Raw genomic sequence first — 20,120 nt, forward strand, 5'->3', positions numbered from 1 at the left:
ATTGATTAATAAACGCCCCATACCTGAATCTGGTTAATCTGCATAAAATAACTACCCCGCCAATTACGCAGATTGCGGATCCGGAGATATTTGTATTTCGGAGCATCTTCCGGTAGATCAAATGACCATCCCGAGGTACCATACACTTCGTCTGCATTGGTATTTGTTCCCGATGGAGTTCCCGATGGCTTACGTACCGTACAGGTAGCCAGTTTGGCCCATGACTCCCAAGAACCATCCAGATTTGGGGTATTGCTTCCCCAGATCTCAAAATCACGCAGGTTTCCTTTATCATAGAATCCATTTTCCCTTCTCGGAAAAATCACCACACGACTTAGCTTTGCTTCCTTCCCGATCGAGAAAGTCACCGATTGCGGTACGCCTGCATTCTCCACGGTATAGAAGCTTGGCCATTTGGACGTATTGAGATTGCCATCCCATAGGTTGTCCATAGAACCGTAGAGGATCTGCGCATCACCTGGTAAGCGTAACGGTGTAAATAATTGCCGGTTAAACAGGTTTTCTTCCAATGGCGTAATCGAGGTGTATAACGTATCGGATTTGTTCAACCAGCGATCGCGCACATAAAATGCAAACTTCATTTCTTTAGATTTCAATCCACGGACATTATAAAGGATCACAGAATCCTGTCCATAGTAATTATCCAGAGGCAGGTACTCGCCATTATTGAGTGAGTCTACCATGGGTACGATCACGATATTTCCTTTTTCCTTATTGGTTGAGGTAATGCGGATACCACCAAAGGCAGCCGTCACTTTCATCTCACCGAACACCAGATTAAAGATCGGTGTCTTCGGTTCAACAATCACGTCCACGGGATCCGATACCACTTCAGCTTTGCTCACGGCATACAGTTTGACGGTATGCTGTTTGGTATCCGGAAATCCATCAATTAAAATTTCATTGGTATAGGTTGACGATTTAACGACACGGGTCTCGCCACTTGCCATAACATATTCGGCTTTGACATAGAGTATGTTGTCGTTTTCCGGAAGACTGTAATGTATCGTTGCCTGCCCATAGCCATTCACGACAGAGGGATGCTGCACCAATCCAGGTTTGGTTTGATCATCTTCCATTAAGGTCCAGCCCTTTTCTTCTTTACAGCCCAGCAGCAAAAGCAGCAAACCGGTAAATAAATAAATACTATGATGATATATTCGATTTTTCATGATTTTCTTGAATTTAAAACGATAATTACCAACCCGGATTTTGAACTAAATTAGGGTTGACCAATAGATCGGCTTCTTTAATCGGCCAAAAATAATCCCTAGGTGCTACGAAGCGTTGTTGGAAGAAGGTCTGCTCCTGATAGAAAAGTTCCGGATGGTCCTTATCTTGGTTCCTGTCCCAGCCGGTGATATTTTTATTAAGCTCCTGTGCAGCCAGTTTCCAGCGTCTCAAATCCCAGAAACGCGAACCTTCAAAACTCATTTCAATATTGCGTTCACGTTGTATGATGGCACGAAGCCCCTCTTTGGTTGTTGGCTTGGCGCTATTAAAAGCATATTTCGCCCAAGATTCTTTCACTCCCTCCAGACCTGCACGTTTCCGAATTTTGTCCAGATAGAGGAATACATCGGCTACCGGTCCCTCACTTTCGTTTAAGGCTTCCGCATACATCAAATACAGGTCGGCAAGCCGCAGCATGGGCCATGGATACTCTTCGATATGCGAGCTGTTTCCATCTTTAAAGGCAAATTTCCAATTGACCAGCTTCTTTGGATAATACGTTGTGATCGGCACAGAAACCCCACTGCCAAATAAGCCAAGACGAAGTTGAGTCGTCCATGTATTTTCATCGGTTTGACTTGGGCTATTTTCCATATACCACACTCCACCATCGAAGCCAACATTGGCATAGAAACGGTTTTCACGATCGAAATGCAAACGCGCTGTTCTGTAGTTTTCAATGATATTGAACCGTTCATCATGTGTTCCTGTACGTAGCTGACTTTTATTGCTAAAATCCAAGGTTTTGTCTTCGTCCATCGGCACACCATTTTTCGTGTAGAACTGTTCAATGATTTTGATCGTTGGGGCCAAGGTACCGTTCACGCTGTTGTTGCCGGCATTATTCGGATCAATGTGAGCCATGGAGGAGTACTGCAGCTGCCATGTCCTCGAATTCGAATTTCCCCAAATAATTTCCCGATTCCATTTTTCTGTTACGGCATTCCGGATGCTCATCTGAACCATTGTCGTATTTGACAGTGGGCGTACAGGTGCTGGAAATTCATACAAACTCATCCCCAGTTCCTCGCAGGCAGCAATTGCCTCCTTGGCGGCCTGCGCTGCTTTCCGCCACTTCTCGGCCTGAAAGCTCTGATTAAAAAATAAGGTGCCGTCTACATTTTTGAAGGTTGCATAGTCTGAATTGCCATTGAATAATGGACTTGCTGCGTAAAGCAAGACTTTTGCCTTGATCCCTAAGGCAATCGGTTTGGTAATATGACCTAGATCCGTTACAGGCGACTGCACGACACTAGGCAATTTACCTGCCGCCGCATCAAGCACTTTCACGATATAATCCACGACTTCGTCAACAGGCTGACGCTTTACCTGCGTCTCCTCAATCGGTGCCGTCACAGGCACGTTGACGTCCATAATCGGAATAGGACCATAATGGCGCATCAGCATAAAATGGTAATACGCTTTTAGGAATAATACCTCCCCTTCCCAGGTTGTACGTTCATCTGGTGTCATATCGCGTACTTTCTCTGGATTTTGGATGTTTTCCAAAAAGATATTACAGTCCCGAATGGCATTGAACATCGATCGTTCGCGGACATTATTGATGATATGCCCGTCCCAATAGTTGACATAAGGATCGGTAATACTCTGATTACCGCGTGCGATATTCCAGTTTGTTCCATTGATACTCCGCGTTGGATAATCCAGCCAGAATTCATCTCCCGCCATAAAAGCAGGATTGATAGTCGGCTCACCATCATTAGGCAGGTAAGAATAGCAGGTTGCCAAATATTTAATGGCTTCACTACGCATGGTAAAGGCATTATCTATCGTTGGAGCATTGTCCGGTACAACATCCAGATAGCTGCAGGATTGAAAAAACAATAGACCTGACGCCACCATCGCTTTAAATACAGTTAATTTTTTCATGATACATTGTTTTTTATAATCCTACATTGATACCGATATTATACACCGCCTGAACCGGGTAACCCAAACCATCACCTCCCATTTCAGGATCCCACATTTTAAACTTGCTCCATACGGCAAGATTCAAGGCATTGGCATAAATGCGGATATTGGACATCTTCCAGCGATCCAGGATCTTCTTTGGGACTGTATAGCCCAATTCAACAGATTTCAGGCGAAGGAATGCACCATTGCGCATCCACCAGGTCGAGAATTGATTATTGTTGTTATTAAATCCATCTGTCAATCGTGGCCAAAATGCACGGATATCCTGATTATCTTCAGACCAGTGACTATCGGCCACCTGTTTTAACAGACCATTCTGATAAGGACCATTGATGGCAAAAGGCGTGATATTGCCTGGATTGATAAAGAAGGATGAGCGTGCAGAGCCCTGTAAGAAGGCACTGACATCAAAGCCTTTAAATCCAACGGTAAATCCCATACCGTAGATAATTTCAGGATCAGTAGGAAAACCAATAGGAACTTTGTCCAGATCAGTTATTTTGCCATCGCCATTAATGTCGCGGTATTTGATATCGCCACCCATGGTCTTCAATGCACCACCAAAATTTTGCAATGGCGAGTTATCTGCTTCTATATCATCCACAAATAAGCGTTCGGCGATCAATCCATATTGCTGTTTAAGCGGATATCCCAGATGTGTCAGGTAAGACAAATTTGCCGGATAATTAGGTTCCTCATTGGTTAACAAGCGATTTGTCGCATAGGTCATATTTCCGCGAAGCTGAGTCCACCAAGTGTTTGCGAAAGACTTGTTGTAATCTAAGGCCAGGTCAAAGCCCTTACTTTCTGCCTTCCCCATATTGGATTGAATATCCGCCTGAAAACCAGCAGTAGTAGGAATAGTCGAGCGCACCATTAAGATATCGCTACGTTTGGAGTTGTAGTAATCAAAGACGACACCCAATCCATTTTTCAGGTTGAGGTCAAAACCTGCATCAAATGTTTTGGCGCGCTCCCAGGTAATATTAGGATTGGCATAGCGCGAGATCGAGTAGCCCGGTCTGGTATAATCCCAAAGGTTACCCCAGGCAAAGCCTTTTCCTCCATCATTGGGATTAACCTGTGATAAATAGAAAAAGCGGTCGCGGTCGTTACCGATCTGATCGTTACCCACCAAACCATAGGTTGCACGTAGTTTTAAACGAGATACCACAGGCGTAATAAACTCAAACATTTTCTCTTCCTGAAGGTTCCAGCCTACCCCAAAAGAGGGGAAAAAACCAAACCGTTTGTCTTTGGAAAAACGTTCGGAACCGTTGTAACCAAAGTTTGCTTCAAAAAGGTATTTATTTTTATAGGCATAAGTAGCCCGTCCGGACACACCGATATTACGTGCTGGCAGAGAAGCCTGTAAATTGCCCCCATTTGCCGTCTGATAATTGCGCATGATACCGATCAACATACCCGTGATATCATGATCTTTTCCGATGGTCCGGTTATAATTGACCGCAAATTCGCCGTAGGTCGTTGTGTTCTGTATTCTATCGCCCTGAGTATAGTCCAGGTATTCTGTCCCTTCGTTTTCATTCAGCAAGCTCAGTACAGTATTGTTGGTACCAGGTATTTTCAGCAGATTATAGTAAAAAGGTTGAAAGCTTCTTCTGACCGAAAAATAAGAGTAACGTTGTGTGTAAGCCATTAAACGCGCCGACAAACCTTTTGTAATAAAATCAAAGTTCTGTTTCAGTTCCAATTGTACGTTTACTGTCGAACTATTATATTCCTGAAAACCATTGACCATCTTGGCATAAGGGTTATTATATAAAGTCTTTGTGGTCGGTATAAAGCTATTTCCGAAGAGCGGATGGGTTGTAAACGGTGCGTAAGAAGCCGGATAAACCGCTGGAAACATCACCGGATTGGACCAGATCGCTTCTTTGAATACCCGCTGTCCACCATTGATCAGATTTCCCCAGTCATCATAGCCACCGATAGGTCCTTTATAATCATCAAATTGTGCCGAAGTACGGATAATTCCTATGGTTGTCGGCGTTACATTTAAGGTGATATTGGAACGTATTGAATAATTTTTGAGGTTGATGTTGTTGTCAAAATTATTGCCACTTTCCGATTTCAAAATTCCCTTATCATTGTTGAACGTACCCGCAACATAATATTGCGCCAGATTTCCACCACCAGTCACGTTGAAATTGAAACGTTGGTTGTTGGTATAATCTTTAATCAACTGGTCGATCCAGTTATTATTTGGATAAAGCAGCGGATCGTCCCCCCTTGCGGTATGATCGATCTTATTCTGATCATAAGGCAAAGCCCCTTTGGGATTGCGTGTCAATACCGCTTCATTCGCCAGGTTCATATAGGTAATGTTATCGGCAAATTGGAAATTTCGTGTATTGGTAGAAATGGAGTTTTCGAAACGAGCATTAAATTTTGCTTTTCCCACAATACCACTTTTGGTATTGACCAACACGACACCATTTGCACCTCTGGCACCATATAATGCAGAGGCGGCCGCATCTTTCAGCACCGAAAAACCAGCAATATCGTCAGGTTGGAGCCTGGCCAAAGCTGTTGTATTGGATTCCATCCCATCAATGAGGATCAAGGGATCTTTCTTTCCGGCACCAAAGGTCCCCACACCGCGGATAAAGAAAGAGGCATTATCATTTCCGGGCTCGCCACTTCGCTGATAGGCAATCAGTCCAGCTACCCGACCGGCCAGCATGGTCGTCAGGTTGGATGTAGGCCCTTTAATTTCTTTTGGATTGATCGAGGTGATCGAGGCTACCATACTTGTTTTCTTCTGTGTGCCGTAGGCGACAACCGTCACTTCATCCAGATTTGAACTTGATGAGGACAGAAAGATGGTCATCCGGTTGGTGCTGGTGACCTGAACAGTCTTGCGGTCGAATCCGACCGAAGTGAGGACAAGCTGATCATTGAGGTGTACATCTTTGATCAGGAACTGTCCCTGTGCATCCGTTGATACAACAGCGCTTTTTCCCACGAAAGCGATTGTAACATTGGAAATGGGTAAATGTCCGACACTATCTAATACAACTCCTCTTAATTCAAATGATTTGGACTGTGCATTGGCAAAGCCCGCCAGCAGAAGAAAAAGGAAGACAAGACTACATCGCTGCCATTTACAGATTCGGTAATACATGTGGTAGATCATAAATTGGTCTTCTTATAGATTGGTTATTGTTTTCTAGCATAGTCCAGTAATCTATACTATTCTATACTACTATACAATAGTAAAAACATTTTCTGACATGTACAAATATTTTTTTCAATTAAGCCGGGATAGTGCCCCTTTAGCAAGGGATCTAAAGATCAGTTATCCAGTTTGGCATAAAAAAATAGAGCTGTTATCTCGATGTATAACAGCTCTATTCAATTGTATTGTAATTTCTTTCAAAAAAAAAGGGTAGGCCTAGCCTACCCTTTTGTCAACGAGTGATGATATTTTAAGGTATGATTGAGTGAATGTGCCGTTTGACGGGCATCATCCTGGTAGGACGATAAATCCTGACATTTCCGGATATCTGCTACATCCACCTTGTTTCTTACTTTGCTGATGACCTGATTTAATTCGGATTTCCAGTTGCCCGGATCGCCAAAATCGTCCACCCAATTTTTGTTGATAAACTTTTTGTAGTTCAAAAGCAAAATGTACAATTCCTCACCACTACCGGCGCGATTGATTGACGTGCGCCAGTTCTCTAATTTCTCTTTAAAACTCATAACCAGCAATATACAAAAAAAATATTGCTATTCCAAATTAAGGAGTATATACAGTGTTTCATTGACTTGGATATGACATGACTCACATTTTTTGACCAGCAGCACTTGCATTTCACGGATATCCCGAAATACGCTTACGGCCGACCAAATAAGTGTCTTCTATTCGACTTTTGTCTGGCCTTTCGCTGTTAGGAAAGTTAGCTCACCCATTGCACCCGCATTTGCGATCGCATTAGCCTTCTGTGGGAAATTGGTCGTATTTGCGAGAGGTATACTAGGGGTTTACGAGCCTCCTTGCTTGCCTATTCTTTGCCGATTGGTTGCTATTTAATTGCCACTTGGTTGCTATTTAATTGCCGTTTTAGCAGAGAAACACCAATCAAACAGCAGAGAAACAGCAAAGAATAAGCAAACCAATACCAAGCGAATCCCCTAGCAGGTGCGAAGAAGTACCGAAGAATAGGCAAAGAAACACCAAAGAATTATAAAAGAAATATCAAAGAACGCAGGAAAAAACACTGCATATTATCTAAAAAAAATCAATAGGCAACTAAACTTTTACCCTTATATTGCGGTCTCATTAACAGCGTTCACAAGTAAGAATGCCTACATTTCACTTTAGTCCAAATGCGATATGATACTAGCTGTTTCTTTCAAAACTATACTCGCCCTTCTTCTGCTTGGCCCTGCCAGCGATGCCTATGCTAATAATAGCAAATACGAAAATAGCAGTTCCTATATCCATCAAAACCAGTTGGGAGATGGCTATGCCAAAGTTGGTGGTCGCATTTACTATCGTGGTAAAGAGATTTCTAACGCAAATGCTGCAAGTTTTCAGTTTTTAGGTGAAGGCTATGCAAAAGATACCTGGAAGGTTTATTTTCGAGGAGCAATAATAGCTGATGCAAGTCCATCCACTTTCCAATTCCTGGGAGACGGTTATGCTAGCGATGCCTGGAAAGTTTATTTTTATGGCAAGCCACTGTCAAATGCAACAGCTTCTTCCTTCAAGATACTGGGAAATGGTTACAGCAAAGACCTCTGGAAAGCCTACTATTTAGGCAAGGAAATTAATGGAGCCAATGCTTCAAGCTTTGAAAATCTTGGCCGGGGTTATGCAAAAGATAATTGGTCGAGCTATTATAGAGGCGAAAAGAATGATAGATTTGCTGGTCCTACCACCCAGCCCCTTGGCGGTCAATACGCCAAGGACAATTGGTCTGTTTTTTATAAAAATCAGAAAGTGGAAGAGGCTTCTGCTTCAACCTTTGAATACCTGGATGATGGCTACGCCAAAGATGCCTGGAATCTTTTTTATCGCGGGGTGAAAGTTGAGGGCGGCAGCCCCAACGCGTTTAAATTAATCGGAAATGGCTATGCGGCAGATCCCTGGGCAGTCTACTATCAAGGTGTAAAAGTTAAGGGTGCTTCGGCATCAACATTTAAGGCACTTGGGGGCGGGTATGCAAAAGACTCCTGGACAGTTTTCTATCGCGGCCAGGAGCTAAAGGGAGCAGGTGCTATCACTTTTGAGTATTTAGACAATGGCTATGCACGGGATGCCTATTCTAAGTTTTATCGAGGAGAAAAATTGCAGTAAATTATTCGATAATAATGTTAATGCCGACCATCTTCGCTTTATATTTAATTTTTTCGATAAGACCATAGTAACTCCAGTTTCGTAACAGGAATTCATCACCTTTGGCAATTTCTTCCTTATTGGATTGGTTGACCAGTAAGAGTGTACCCGCTTGTGCTTTCACACAAAGCTCTATTAACCTGCGGCTATAGAGGTGAAGCTTGGTATCTACATAATTTTTCTCCTTTTCATTGTAGTGTTCCAAGCTTTTCATTTTGCGCTTACGGCCACGGCCTCCTTTGTCAAATGCTGCTGCTTTTTGCAACCGATGCCGTGCTGCTTGGATGGCCATACGGCGGTAAGTAAATTCTTCCTTATTGCCGATCTGAAAGGACTCCTTACCGATGGATACTGCTATGGGGTGTTCAATAGAAAGCGAAGCTTCGGCGATAATGTTATCTTTCAATTCTTGGATCTTTTTGGGAAGTTCAAGAGCCAACAGCAGAAAGATTTTACCTTTAACAATTTTGAGTGAGCTGCTACAGATTTTGATCTGCCCAACAAGTGCACGTTGGAGCAGCACCCTTTTATCTGATCGGTCTTTACCGAGGTATGTTCGAAAAGGTATTTTGAATAGTGTGAATTTAAAATCTCTATTATTCTCATCTTTACTCAAATTAATTTGTTTACCGGAAAAGGGAATAGGCATATCCTTTTTATAATTGCGGAGTGATTTTTCACCCTTCCAGTATGAGAGACGATCTGCCTGAAAATATTTGATTAAAGCCGTGTTTATCTGGGATAGAATATCTGTGGGAATTCGTCCCTTAAAATAGCTGGACAGCAGGCGATAAGTTGTATTCATCCGTGAAGTATTCAATACACCTTCCGGGTCTTTTGCCTGATCGGCCAGTTTGATTTTCACATCTTCTTGTAGATAAATCAGATCTTTCAGATTTTCCTGTACATATTGATGGGTGATGACCATATTGGCACCGCGGAAAACAAGATCCTGCCATTCGAAGAGTTGTTTAAAATATTCCGATCGTTTTTCTTTATCGTCACAATCCACAAAAACCTGTATTTTGCGGGTCAATACCATTGTATCAGCTGCCATATCTTTTTATGTTTAGTTATGCTGTTTTCTTAGCAGATTTAATTTTTGCATGTGCATTAATAAATAAAGTGCGCACCTGTCCCCCATCCAATTGTAAAGCTTCAGAAATCTTGTCAAAGGAATACTGCAACTCATAGCGCATGCGGAAGACTTCCGCTTCTTCTTCGGTCATTTCACCATTTAATTTAAATTCAACAGGTTTGGCCATCAGCTGCATTTTCTCTTCACTATGAATGATGGAACGCAGGTATTCGATTGTTTTCTCTATTTGCAGGCTAACCTCATAATCAGAGATATTCCCCATATAGTAAGCGATACGTTCATAGTTAAAACTATATTTGAGGCACAGGCGAATAAAGAGCTGTTGATCGTTGTTGAGGTTAGGCAGAATGGCATTGAGCTGATCCATTTTCTTTTTCTTTTCCAATTCCAGTTGCTCGATATAGAGCACATCTTCTTCACTCTCCTCTTCCAGTTCATAGCCCAGCATAAATTCCTGATAGTCCTCGATGCTGTCGAGGCGGAGTAAGCTTCGATGGAATCTATTACGAGATTTTTGATAAAAAGCCTGAATGGCAGACTTCACCTGAATTTTCAGGAAGTCGAAGACTTCAGTTTCGGAATTCACATTTTCGCGGAACAGCCAAAGCCTTAGGAATGCTTCCTGTGCAATGCTTTCTCCGGCACATTCATCATCGGTGGCCCGGTGCGCACGAAAAAAGAAATGTTCATAAAATTTCTGGTAGAAAAATTTAAGTCCTTTTTCGTGCCCCTTGTGCAGGTGTTCAATGGCCGTTTTAATGTCCTTGTTTAGTAAAAGTAGTTTCATAATTCGTTTTTATGGTTAGCACACGAAAATCACTTACCACAGCTTCGGCAAATCGGAAAGATCTGTCGGAAACCGAAGCTGGGTGGGTGCAAATTGTTATTTGGTTATAAAAACTTATTGGTATTGAATTGGATATTAAAGTTATAAAGGCTAAAATAGCTATGGTGGCTATGCTATAGCACTCTATCCGATTATTTCTTCATAACTCGTTATTATGTATACCCCCTATGTTATGTGGTCAACAACAGCTAATACAGCGATGCATGAAAACGCCCAGTTGTGTATACCCTTTAATTTAGATCACTAAACATCTGCTTAAAGAATAGGTATTATTCTGCAATAGTTGCATATAGCCTAATTTTTTTGAGATCATCAACATCTTAAGTTTTGAACGCTTGAATAGAGCAGTTGTGTATACCCTACATTTTGAGATTATTAACATCGATCGGGAAAACCTAGTTGTTGTGTATACCCTACATTTTGAGATCGTTAACATCACTATGTTCTTAATGGGACATCTTTTCTTTGTTGTGTATACCCTGCATTTTGAGAGCATCAGCATCAAGCAATCCTTGGTATGTATAGGTCGGTGAGTTGTGTATACCCTGCTTTTTAAGATCATTAACATCTCACCTCCTAGTATCGCAATAATAATCAAGAACATAGCGTAGGATATAACTCAACATTTTCTTAAAAAGGGTATTTAGTGAGTCTCTTTTAGGCTCACCCTACGGCATAACAAGATGCCTCAATATAATTTTGTAAATTTTCTTACTTTTCGCATACTACGCAAGGGAATTCAGTTGTAGTTCATCAGCCCGTCGCATATCCCGTATTACCTACCCATTTGGTTATGTAAAACGAGTTGCTACCACCCTACTTTCTGAGGTCTTTAACATTGAGATAAACTTGAGAGGCAAGTCAATTTTTGGTTGTGTATACCCCACAATTTGAGATCATTAACATCTCAGCTTTTTATTGGGAGCCTGATGTTACTGTTGTGTATACCCCACAATTTGAGATCATCAACATCACAAGCGTATCCTTCTTAAATGACAGAACGGTTGTGTATACCCTTCATTTCAATATCATTAACATCCTACCTCCTAGTATCCGAATAATAATCAAGAGCATATAGTAGAATGTAAACCAATATTTTTTACAAAAAAGGTATTCAGTGAGTCGCCATTGCGCTCACCCTACGGCATCACAAGATGCCTCCTATCCTAATCAAACCGGTCGGCAAAACTGCCTATCAGCCTATATTTTTATATTCTCCTTTTTCAATACCAATAAGTCAAAGAACATCCCTCACGCAAAATAATTACTTTATTTTTGCGCAAAAACAGCTTTTAAATAAACTCAACAAGAAGTCTATTTTCAACGATTCAAATAATTTTATTTTTTATTCATCCTATGCTTTGAATGGCAGTTACAAGTCAATAATAGGGGTTATCAACATAGGATACAAGATACAAGTCCATTATATCGAAATCATTTTTTATTCTGGTGACTTGGCGATATTTTTTATTCTTAATTTTCTCATTCTTTAGATTTTAGTCGCACAAAGCAGTTTGCCCCTCCTCTCCGATCCTGCTGTTGTAGTTCATATTTAGTTATCGGCTTTCGTTGAAACAAATATAAAAACAAATATTTATTTGCGCAAATAAAATACAAATATTATTATTTTAAAAATGCGCAAATAAGTTTTCCATTTGTATATGGGATATACCAATGAGAATATACTGGAGGAAATTGGGGAACAATTGCGCATTCAACGTGAAAAAATTTATTACACATTGAAAGATGTAGCCAATATGACGGGCTTAACCACCAACACAGTAGCGGCTATTGAAAGAGGAAAAGGTGCCTCACTGAACAACTTTATCTTGATCTGCCGTGCTTTAAAAATTCAACCGCATACCATATTCAAAAAACAGATAGATTTAACGCCGCTCTACAATATTCCTCCTGAGTCAAAGCGCCGTATTGAACTAACGAAGGAACTGGATGACCTCGTTTATAATTCTGATTTTTTCGAAATACCCCGTCGTGTTTCTGATATTATCCAACAGCTGCATGCAAACAAAGAACAGAGCAATAAATTTTCTGTTTATCTAAGCAGTTATTGTGAGGAAGGTACGCTGGAATACGAAAAACATGGAAATTATAAAGAATACCGAAAAAAGCACTCTCCAAAACCTGTCAAAAAATATAAATAAAATTTGCCAGACTTACTATCTGTGAGTGCAAGAACTTTATATACCTTTCCCCTCATTAAATGAAACAACGGCCAATCTGATTAAGGATCGGCCTTGGGTTCTCTTTTAGCTGCAGCAAATCAGGATCAGGTAGTGACCAAATTAGCCCTTTTGACAGTGCTTGTTCAGTGATTGTTCAGTGCTTGTTCAGTGATTGCTCAGTGTAGACTGAATAAACAATGACTAATTACTGTCTAAAAACTGAATGAATATTGTTTTTTAGTATAACTTGGTAGCAGTATGTTCCGTTTATATGCGGTAAATACATGCATTATTTACCGCAAAAAATGCGGGGAATAAACTGTTTATTCCCCGCATAAAATATTATTTACATTCATTTAAGGATTAATGACCAAGCTGCTCCCCAGACCGGTCATAAATACAGGCCCTATATTCTGGGCTTTCAGCAGATCGCGATGTTTCGTATCCAGTTTAGGAGCTCCAACATCCGCGGCAGCCGCAAAAGGATAATTCCCCACAAAAGCTCCTAACACTGGGCTGCTGCTTGTTGGCTCATAGATACCGTCTGTCGTTAACGCATACTGTGGGTTCACGCGCGTAAATCCAGCCGGAAGTTGCAGGCTTGTCGGCACATCAAATACAATGTTTCCCTGATAAACAAAATTGACCGGTTGATCCGTAAAGGTTAGCATGGTGGACTGCGCAGATTGAAATACCACATTGTTCGCAATATGCCCATCCGTCGGCGGCAATGTCCGGCTATTTCCTCCTTTTCCCGAACCGATATCAAATGACTGCTTACACTTGATCATGGTATTGGCCACAACTTTCACCCGCTTTACTTGAAAGTAGCCGCTTAACGGAGAATTTGGCACACCATCCATGATCGCCAGCGCAGCTTTTTGTCCCGTACCAGCCATATTCTGAAAGTAATTGTTATAAACCAAATGATCTTCACCTATGATACGAATACCACCAGCAGCACTATTTCCATTACCGACAAAATAGTTCCCATAAACGGCAGATCCATTGCCATGCCGTAGGCATAGGGTTCCCTGACTTTCATAAAAATAATTATTCCGAATGGTATCAGCCCCCATCTTATTGGATATGATTTCCGTTTCGCCGTTACAGCGCTGAAAGATATTATCTTCAATAGTTGTCAGTGCATTTGTCATGGACCAGTCGCTGGTTCCGACGCGTATGGTCTCCCCGCCATTGTCGGGCACCGCAGCACGTTCGCCAAAGAAGTTATGGTCGATCCGATGTTTCATTGGCTTACTGGTTCCCCATACGACCATGGTCGGTCCCTGATGGGTCTTTCCTTTTAAATAACAGTGGTCAATGCGATGGTAAGAACCGTTAATGGAAATCCAGCGATAGTCTGTCGTTGCCGCCGGAGGATTATAGTCCACAATCGACGTATTGGTCAGGCGGCAATTGGAAGAAGATGAAGTGAAATCAACCACATTTTTCCCCGAGGTATAGCCTTCCTGAAAGACAAGCCCATCCACAACCAGCCATTGGCCAGTGATACTAACGGATGAGATACCTTTCATGATAACAGCTCCACGCTGTTCTGCCATCAGTACAATAGGTTGCTGTTTAGTCCCCTGAGCACTGAAGGTTAGTTCCTGATTGGTCCATTGACCGGACTTCATAATGACCGTGTCTCCGGGCTGCAAGCTCAGTGCCTGAAGGTCTGCCGCCGACTGAATGGTATGACATTGCACACAGGCAATACTGTTTAACGTGAGCTTTTCGCCTGGCGATTTCTCACAGCTGCTTCCCACGGCCAGCAGCAGCAGCAATGAAGCAATAACTGAATTCTTCTTGATCATATTTTAAATTTGTTTTAAAAGGTTCTCCGTTAAAGTGCTCCCGCAAAAGGGTAGACAGTGTTATTCCCCTTGCTTCCAAAGACATGAACCACACCGTTCGTGACAATATAACCGCCAGATCGATTGGTTGTCTTGTTATTAATTTGAATCGGCGCCAAATCACTGTTATTAACCAGGCGTAACACCATCAGCCCTTCCTGATCAAAACCTTTGCCCTCATTCAGGTATCCAAGCAGCGAACTTTTACTTGCTACTGTATTGGCTGGAAGCATTGTTTTTGCTTTTGTATTTTCAATGGTCAACTTATCGAAGTTATAATTGCCCTGCACCATCAGGTAAAGAAAATAGTTACGGACATCATCTTTATTGTAATCTTCCCATTTTGTCGCCGGTCTAGTAATCGGTTTTCCCGTGCCGTCCACTCCGGTCACAATCGGGAAATCAAAAAAGAGGCCTGCAGTCACCTTGTTCGTTTTCGGATCCCAGGTCTTTATTCCCTCATTGTGCAAAAAAATAAAGGTTCGATCGTTTTTCTCAAATTCTTCCAAGGGGATACCTGCATATTCTAGGCCTTTACGCATCCATTTGAAAACCGTGTCGGTTGGATTTTCTGCTGTTTCGTACGAACGGTTCTCCAAAAATTTGCGCGCACTGATCCCGATATTGGGATCTAAGGTTTTATGCTGATAATCGTAATCCTTTTGTAGTTCCAAATCGAAAAGCGAACAACTTGTCATTAATAGACTTATGGCGATGAAGACACTAGATGTCCATTGGGTCTTAAACATTCTTTTCATGATTCTCTGATTTAAATTCTGCTATTAATCTGTATATCCCGGATTTTGAACCAATGCTTTATTCGAGTTTAAAACATTCCGGTGAATAGGCCAATACACTCTATTTGTTGGATCCAGGAATCCGGGTTTTTCCAAATTGCCGGCCTCTTCCTGTCTTCGTTTCAAGATCGGGTCCATCACATCCTTCACCCTGCCCGTCCGTACCAGATCAAACCACCTTTTCCCCTCACCAAAAAGTTCCAGACGACGTTCATCCAAAATCGCCGTTTCCAACTGGTAGCTTGTAGCAATCGATGCATCACTCGCATCATATTGTGGTAGGCGTGCGCGTTTGCGGACAAAGTTTAAGTATTTCAAGGCGTTGGTTCGATCCCCCAAGCCATTCAACGCTTCGGCGTACAAGAGATACATATCGCTCAGTCTGTACATCGTCAGATAAACCGGAAGAGCCTGATTTGTCACGGGCCATGGATCCGCTTTGGTTGGATTGGCATCGGTAGGATACCATTTGATAAATCGGTCCCGTTTATTGCTTGGCAATCCAAAATAGACATCTAAAGTCTGCTGCGGCCTGATATCAGGGCTTGGCGAGGTGGTGCTCTGTGGCTGAAACCAGGTTGCCCACACTCCTTCATCGACTACAATCTGTTTATTGTTGGGAGACCATGATGTCTGCATACAGGCACAGCCATTTTTGAGGTAATCCCAATGGATGCTCCAGATGGTTTCTTTGCTGGAAGTTGGATTGACAAAAATAGTTTTCCAGCTTGCGCCATCCTGTAAATTGGTTTCATTGGTTCCGGCATAGCTCACTCCTGTAGGAGACTTTGTCAAAAACAGGCGTGTGATCCATTTCGTTGCATTTTGATAATCCTTCTTCCACATATACACATCGGACATGATGGCACAGATCCCTGCTCCTCCAATTGTCCATAGGGAATTTTTCGCATTTTTATCGACCAGGGAATAGGCGGTTTCCAGATCCGGTATAATGACCTCATTCAATATCTTATCTTTCGATTCACGTGGGCTAGCAGCAGGCTGCTGGACATCCTCATAAGGTTCAAGCCATATCGGAGCATCTCCCCATACACGGACGAGATAGAAATAACACATGGCCCGAAGTGCATGACACTGCGCAAGATAATCCTTCAGCATCTCCGGCGTGATACGGCTATCCAATTCCGCTGCCTTTGGAATGTATTTGATATTGTTATTGATACGCCCGATCGCGGTATAGAGACCGCTCCAGTCTGAAAATTGATTAGTCGGCGTAAGGCTGTTTAACACAATCTCGTCCACATAGTCTTTGGTGTAGCTAATTGCACGGTCAAAATTATCCGCACGATATTCGCCCCAATACAGGTATTTCTCGAGGTAATTATCTTTGTTATCCTGATAGTTACCCTTGCCAACCATTTCAAGCTGAAAAGAGCTATACATTCCAGCGATTGCGGCCTGCACATCGTATAAGTTTTTATAATGCTGATCCAGGGCAACTTCGGCCAGCGGTTTTTCTTCCAAAAATTTATTACAGCTTCCCAGCGTGGCTGACAGCAGTAACAGTGCTAAGATCTTTGTTTTCATGTCAAAAATATTTTTTCATTCCATCCGTCAGATGGAATCTAACCGAATAGATATATGCTAAAAATTAATATTTACCCCAAATCCAAACTCCCGTCTCCTTGGGTAACGGCCGTCGTCCTCACCTGGTGTCAGCGGATTGTTCGTGCTGAATTCAGGATCGTAGCCCCGATAATTGGTCCATGTCAACAGATTGCTTCCATAAACGAAGGCCGTAAGCCCTTTCATTTTCAGCCTATTGATCAACTGAGGATCAAACGTATAAGCCAGTCGTGCACTTGACAAACGGACAAAAGTCGCATCTTCGATATAGAGGCTATTCTGATTGGTTTTCATATTTCCACGGTTGTTTCGCTCCACATAATTTGGATATTTTGCCACATCCCCGGGTTTGCGCCATACATTGTAGACCATATCCGGTGAACCCGCCCCTGTATTGGACGGATAATTTTGACGTTGCAGCAAAGCATTATAGACTTCGCCGCCGAAAGAACCATTAAAGAGTACATTTAGCGTAAATCGTTTATATCTAAAAGTCTGCATAAAACCAAAATAGAAATCAGGTGTCGCATTGCCGAGGATCATGCGGTCTTCATCGTTGATCAAGCTGTCTTTCTTATTGTTGAGCCATTCCGCATCACCACCTTTTAATTTACCGTCTGGTGCATAAAGTTGATGTACGGTTCCTTGGTAATCATTGCCGTTAAATGTATATACAGCCTTTCCATCGCGATACAATGGTTTGCCCTGATCGTCAAGTACCAATGTCAATTTTTCCCAGTTGTCGTTATAGGCATTGGATTCATCCCAGGCATATACACCCAGATTGCGCCAGCCGTAGAAATTACCGATACGGCCACCTTCTTCCGCATACCATTTATTGCCTGGGAAAAATGGTATTCCATCGGCCAGTTTCACGATCTTACCGCGCTCAAAGGAGATATTGCCGTTCACCTCCCAGCTGAAATCGCGTGTCACGATTGGTTTGGCGCTAATGACAAATTCCATCCCGCGATTGCGAATTGTCCCTAAATTGACATTAACCTTGGCATAACCTGTTTCTTTGGCCAGTTCTCTCGGGTATAATAGATCGGTGGTTGTCTTGACATAGTAATCAGCAGTAAATCCCAATCGACCATTTAAGAAAGTAAGGTCCAGTCCCACATTGTTCTGCGTGGTCGTTTCCCATTTGATCCGATTATTACCAAAAGTACTGGTCAAAGCGGCCCCACCGACACCGTTATAAGATCCGCCAAAGGCCACTTTGGTGTACGATTCGTAATCACCGACTTTATCATTTCCAAGCTGTCCAATGCTATATCTTAATTTAGCATCTACCAATGCCGGTTTCGCCCATTTCATGAAATTCTCATCCGAGAAACGCCAGGCAGCAGATGCCGAAAGGAAGTTCCCCCATTTATTTGTGGCACCAAACCGCGAAGACCCATCCCTTCTGTACGATCCCTGAACGATGTAACGCCCCTTGTAGTTATAGCCGATTCGGCTAAAAACAGAAGCAGAAGCATTGGCCGTTGCTGTGGTATAGGTTTTTGAAGGTGTCAGATAATCTGGAAAAGTCACCAGTACCTCCTCATTTACGCTATTCATGTATTCGGAATGAAAACGATCATAGCGTCTACGATCCGAACTGAATCCCAATAAAGCCGTGACGTTATGATCCTGCGCAAAAGTTTTATTATAATTCAGATAGGATTGAAACTCCCAGGTAAAGGTCTTATTAAACTCATTTGTTCCGTTATTCTGATCCTTATTTGCCGAAAGAAAACGCGGCGAAAATTGCGTATTCTGCAAGTTGTCTAGCCTTGCGTTAAACAAAGTCGTAAATTTCAGGTCGTCCCTGATCTGATAATCCAGTTGATTGTTAAATTGTCCGGAATAGGTCTCATCGATATTCTTCTCAAACAAAGCGTTGGCGACTGGATTCCGTTTCGAACCAATATAGCTTGTTAAAGAACCGTCGGGATAATAAATCAGTGAATACGCAGGTCGGTCCATGACGACGCGGATCGTATTGCCGATTGGAATCGTATTTCCTTTTTGCCAAGAAAAAGAGATATTGTTGGAATACCTCAATTTGGATGAAAACTGATATTCCACATTGATACGTGACTGTAACCGCTTGGCGTAACTATTCAAGATAATAGATTTATCATCCAGGTAATTCAAACTGCTGTAGTAGCGGAGATTTTTCTGACCACCGGAAACACTCACCTTAATTTCCTTCTTCTGTGCCAGATTACCCAATAAAAGTCGCTGCAAATCGTTGTCGGAATTGAAACTTGGGTTGATGGAATCCGTATTGGTGTTGAGTCCCTGAATATACCTAAAAGCCCTTACCTCTGCCGAGTTGCTTACTGGGATATAATGAGCCAGACGGCCAAAAAGATGATTGTAATTGACATTGACCATTGGTCTCCCTTCGGAACCGCGCTTGGTTGTGATCAGGACAACTCCATTGGCCGCACGCGATCCATAAATAGATGCAGAAGCGGCATCTTTTAGCACCTCGATATTCTCGATATCTGTTGGGTTAATGGTGGCACCGTCTGGGTTAATTACCCCATCGACCAGATATAAAGGACCATTTCCACCATTCAAAGTCGACGTGCCCCGTACCTGGATGGAACCTGTCGCCCCGGGTGCACCACCACCGTCATTGACAATAAGAACCCCTGCCGCCTGCCCCTGTAAGGCATCGAAAAGATTAATAGGCTGACGTTCTTCGATTTTCTTTGCGTTGACAGAAGAGATGGCACCTGTGAGGTCACGTTTCTTTGCGACACCGCCATAGCCCGTGACCACAATCTCATCCAGCGCATTGTCGCTATCTTCCAATGTGACATCCAGTTGCCGCTGGTTACCGACGGCTCGCTCCAGCTCTTTCATGCCCACTTGGCTAAAGACAACCGTACTGGAAGGCGGAACATCCAGCTGATACTTCCCCGCAGCATCAGTACTTGTTCCCTGACTTTTCCCTTTAACGCGCACATTGACTCCTTGCAGGACCTCTCCTTTTTTGTTGGTCACCTTTCCTGAAAGCCGAATGTTTTGCTGGGCGAAGACCGGTAAGCCTATACTCCCCATAGCAAGAAACAGGAAGAGTACAAAGCACCCCATTTTTGTGATACTTTTTATCATAATAAATCAGTTTTTATGGCAATAGCCTACCCTAAGTAGATTATTGATGGCTAAGCCATGCATTTAATAAATTG

Annotated in this window: 12 protein-coding genes; 2 read left to right on the plus strand and 10 right to left on the minus strand. The window is 42.5% G+C overall.

Translation table 11 applies throughout. The annotated features are described in order from the left end of the window. Positions 1–5: 5 nt before the first annotated feature. The 4 genes from B3C94_RS00690 to B3C94_RS00705 form a co-directional block, all read right to left on the minus strand. Complete coding sequence (locus tag B3C94_RS00690) at positions 6–1,193, minus strand: DUF5000 domain-containing lipoprotein (RefSeq protein WP_293897457.1); 1,188 nt, start codon at positions 1,191–1,193, stop codon at positions 6–8. Between the two features lie 25 nt (positions 1,194–1,218). Beyond that, positions 1,219–3,144, minus strand: a complete 1,926-nt coding sequence (locus B3C94_RS00695; protein ID WP_293897459.1) for a RagB/SusD family nutrient uptake outer membrane protein — start codon at positions 3,142–3,144, stop codon at positions 1,219–1,221. A gap of 13 nt (positions 3,145–3,157) precedes the next feature. Further along, positions 3,158–6,349 carry a SusC/RagA family TonB-linked outer membrane protein gene (locus B3C94_RS00700; RefSeq protein WP_293897461.1) on the minus strand — a complete coding sequence of 1,064 codons (3,192 nt, stop codon included), beginning with the start codon at positions 6,347–6,349 and terminating at the stop codon, positions 3,158–3,160. Between the two features lie 263 nt (positions 6,350–6,612). Further along, positions 6,613–6,918: a hypothetical protein gene (locus tag B3C94_RS00705; protein WP_293897463.1), complete on the minus strand. Its 306-nt coding sequence runs from the start codon at positions 6,916–6,918 to the stop codon at positions 6,613–6,615. Between the two features lie 634 nt (positions 6,919–7,552). On the opposite strand from B3C94_RS00705, the gene B3C94_RS00710 reads away from it, so the two are divergent. Continuing rightward, positions 7,553–8,518 carry a DKNYY domain-containing protein gene (locus tag B3C94_RS00710; RefSeq protein ID WP_293897465.1) on the plus strand — a complete coding sequence of 322 codons (966 nt, stop codon included), beginning with the start codon at positions 7,553–7,555 and terminating at the stop codon, positions 8,516–8,518. 1 nt (position 8,519) lies between these two features. On the opposite strand, the gene B3C94_RS00715 is transcribed toward B3C94_RS00710, so the two are convergent. Then, on the minus strand, positions 8,520–9,614 hold the full coding sequence (locus B3C94_RS00715; protein ID WP_293897467.1) for a hypothetical protein: 1,095 nt from the start codon (positions 9,612–9,614) through the stop codon (positions 8,520–8,522). 16 nt (positions 9,615–9,630) lie between these two features. Then, complete coding sequence (locus tag B3C94_RS00720; protein ID WP_293897469.1) at positions 9,631–10,443, minus strand: hypothetical protein; 813 nt, start codon at positions 10,441–10,443, stop codon at positions 9,631–9,633. A gap of 1,721 nt (positions 10,444–12,164) precedes the next feature. On the opposite strand from B3C94_RS00720, the gene B3C94_RS00725 reads away from it, so the two are divergent. Beyond that, on the plus strand, positions 12,165–12,665 hold the full coding sequence (locus B3C94_RS00725) for a helix-turn-helix domain-containing protein (RefSeq protein WP_293897471.1): 501 nt from the start codon (positions 12,165–12,167) through the stop codon (positions 12,663–12,665). A 377-nt stretch (positions 12,666–13,042) separates the two neighbouring features. Here B3C94_RS00725 and B3C94_RS00730 read toward each other — a convergent pair whose 3' ends face one another. Genes B3C94_RS00730 through B3C94_RS00745 form a run of 4 tightly spaced genes read right to left on the minus strand, consistent with a single transcriptional unit; the run spans position 13,043 to position 20,046 of the window. Next, positions 13,043–14,506 carry a polysaccharide lyase 6 family protein gene (locus tag B3C94_RS00730; protein WP_293897473.1) on the minus strand — a complete coding sequence of 488 codons (1,464 nt, stop codon included), beginning with the start codon at positions 14,504–14,506 and terminating at the stop codon, positions 13,043–13,045. A gap of 29 nt (positions 14,507–14,535) precedes the next feature. Further along, positions 14,536–15,303 carry a hypothetical protein gene (locus tag B3C94_RS00735; protein ID WP_293897475.1) on the minus strand — a complete coding sequence of 256 codons (768 nt, stop codon included), beginning with the start codon at positions 15,301–15,303 and terminating at the stop codon, positions 14,536–14,538. A 24-nt stretch (positions 15,304–15,327) separates the two neighbouring features. Further along, positions 15,328–16,890, minus strand: a complete 1,563-nt coding sequence (locus B3C94_RS00740) for a RagB/SusD family nutrient uptake outer membrane protein (RefSeq protein WP_293897477.1) — start codon at positions 16,888–16,890, stop codon at positions 15,328–15,330. Between the two features lie 57 nt (positions 16,891–16,947). Further along, positions 16,948–20,046 carry a SusC/RagA family TonB-linked outer membrane protein gene (locus B3C94_RS00745; protein WP_293897479.1) on the minus strand — a complete coding sequence of 1,033 codons (3,099 nt, stop codon included), beginning with the start codon at positions 20,044–20,046 and terminating at the stop codon, positions 16,948–16,950. Positions 20,047–20,120 lie beyond the last annotated feature (74 nt).

The organism is Sphingobacterium sp. UBA5670 (assembly GCF_002420705.1).
Lineage (GTDB): Bacteria > Bacteroidota > Bacteroidia > Sphingobacteriales > Sphingobacteriaceae > Sphingobacterium.

Excerpts from the sequence above, each read along its gene's own strand:
- B3C94_RS00745 (WP_293897479.1), bottom strand. The coding sequence starts at position 20,046 with ATGATAAAAAGTATCACAAAAATGGGGTGCTTTGTACTCTTCCTGTTT.
- B3C94_RS00710 (WP_293897465.1), top strand. The coding sequence starts at position 7,553 with ATGATACTAGCTGTTTCTTTCAAAACTATACTCGCCCTTCTTCTGCTT.
- B3C94_RS00700 (WP_293897461.1), bottom strand. The coding sequence starts at position 6,349 with ATGATCTACCACATGTATTACCGAATCTGTAAATGGCAGCGATGTAGT.
- B3C94_RS00720 (WP_293897469.1), bottom strand. The coding sequence starts at position 10,443 with ATGAAACTACTTTTACTAAACAAGGACATTAAAACGGCCATTGAACAC.
- B3C94_RS00695 (WP_293897459.1), bottom strand. The coding sequence starts at position 3,144 with ATGAAAAAATTAACTGTATTTAAAGCGATGGTGGCGTCAGGTCTATTG.
- B3C94_RS00740 (WP_293897477.1), bottom strand. The coding sequence starts at position 16,890 with ATGAAAACAAAGATCTTAGCACTGTTACTGCTGTCAGCCACGCTGGGA.
- B3C94_RS00730 (WP_293897473.1), bottom strand. The coding sequence starts at position 14,506 with ATGATCAAGAAGAATTCAGTTATTGCTTCATTGCTGCTGCTGCTGGCC.
- B3C94_RS00725 (WP_293897471.1), top strand. The coding sequence starts at position 12,165 with ATGGGATATACCAATGAGAATATACTGGAGGAAATTGGGGAACAATTG.
- B3C94_RS00735 (WP_293897475.1), bottom strand. The coding sequence starts at position 15,303 with ATGAAAAGAATGTTTAAGACCCAATGGACATCTAGTGTCTTCATCGCC.
- B3C94_RS00705 (WP_293897463.1), bottom strand. The coding sequence starts at position 6,918 with ATGAGTTTTAAAGAGAAATTAGAGAACTGGCGCACGTCAATCAATCGC.
- B3C94_RS00715 (WP_293897467.1), bottom strand. The coding sequence starts at position 9,614 with ATGGCAGCTGATACAATGGTATTGACCCGCAAAATACAGGTTTTTGTG.
- B3C94_RS00690 (WP_293897457.1), bottom strand. The coding sequence starts at position 1,193 with ATGAAAAATCGAATATATCATCATAGTATTTATTTATTTACCGGTTTG.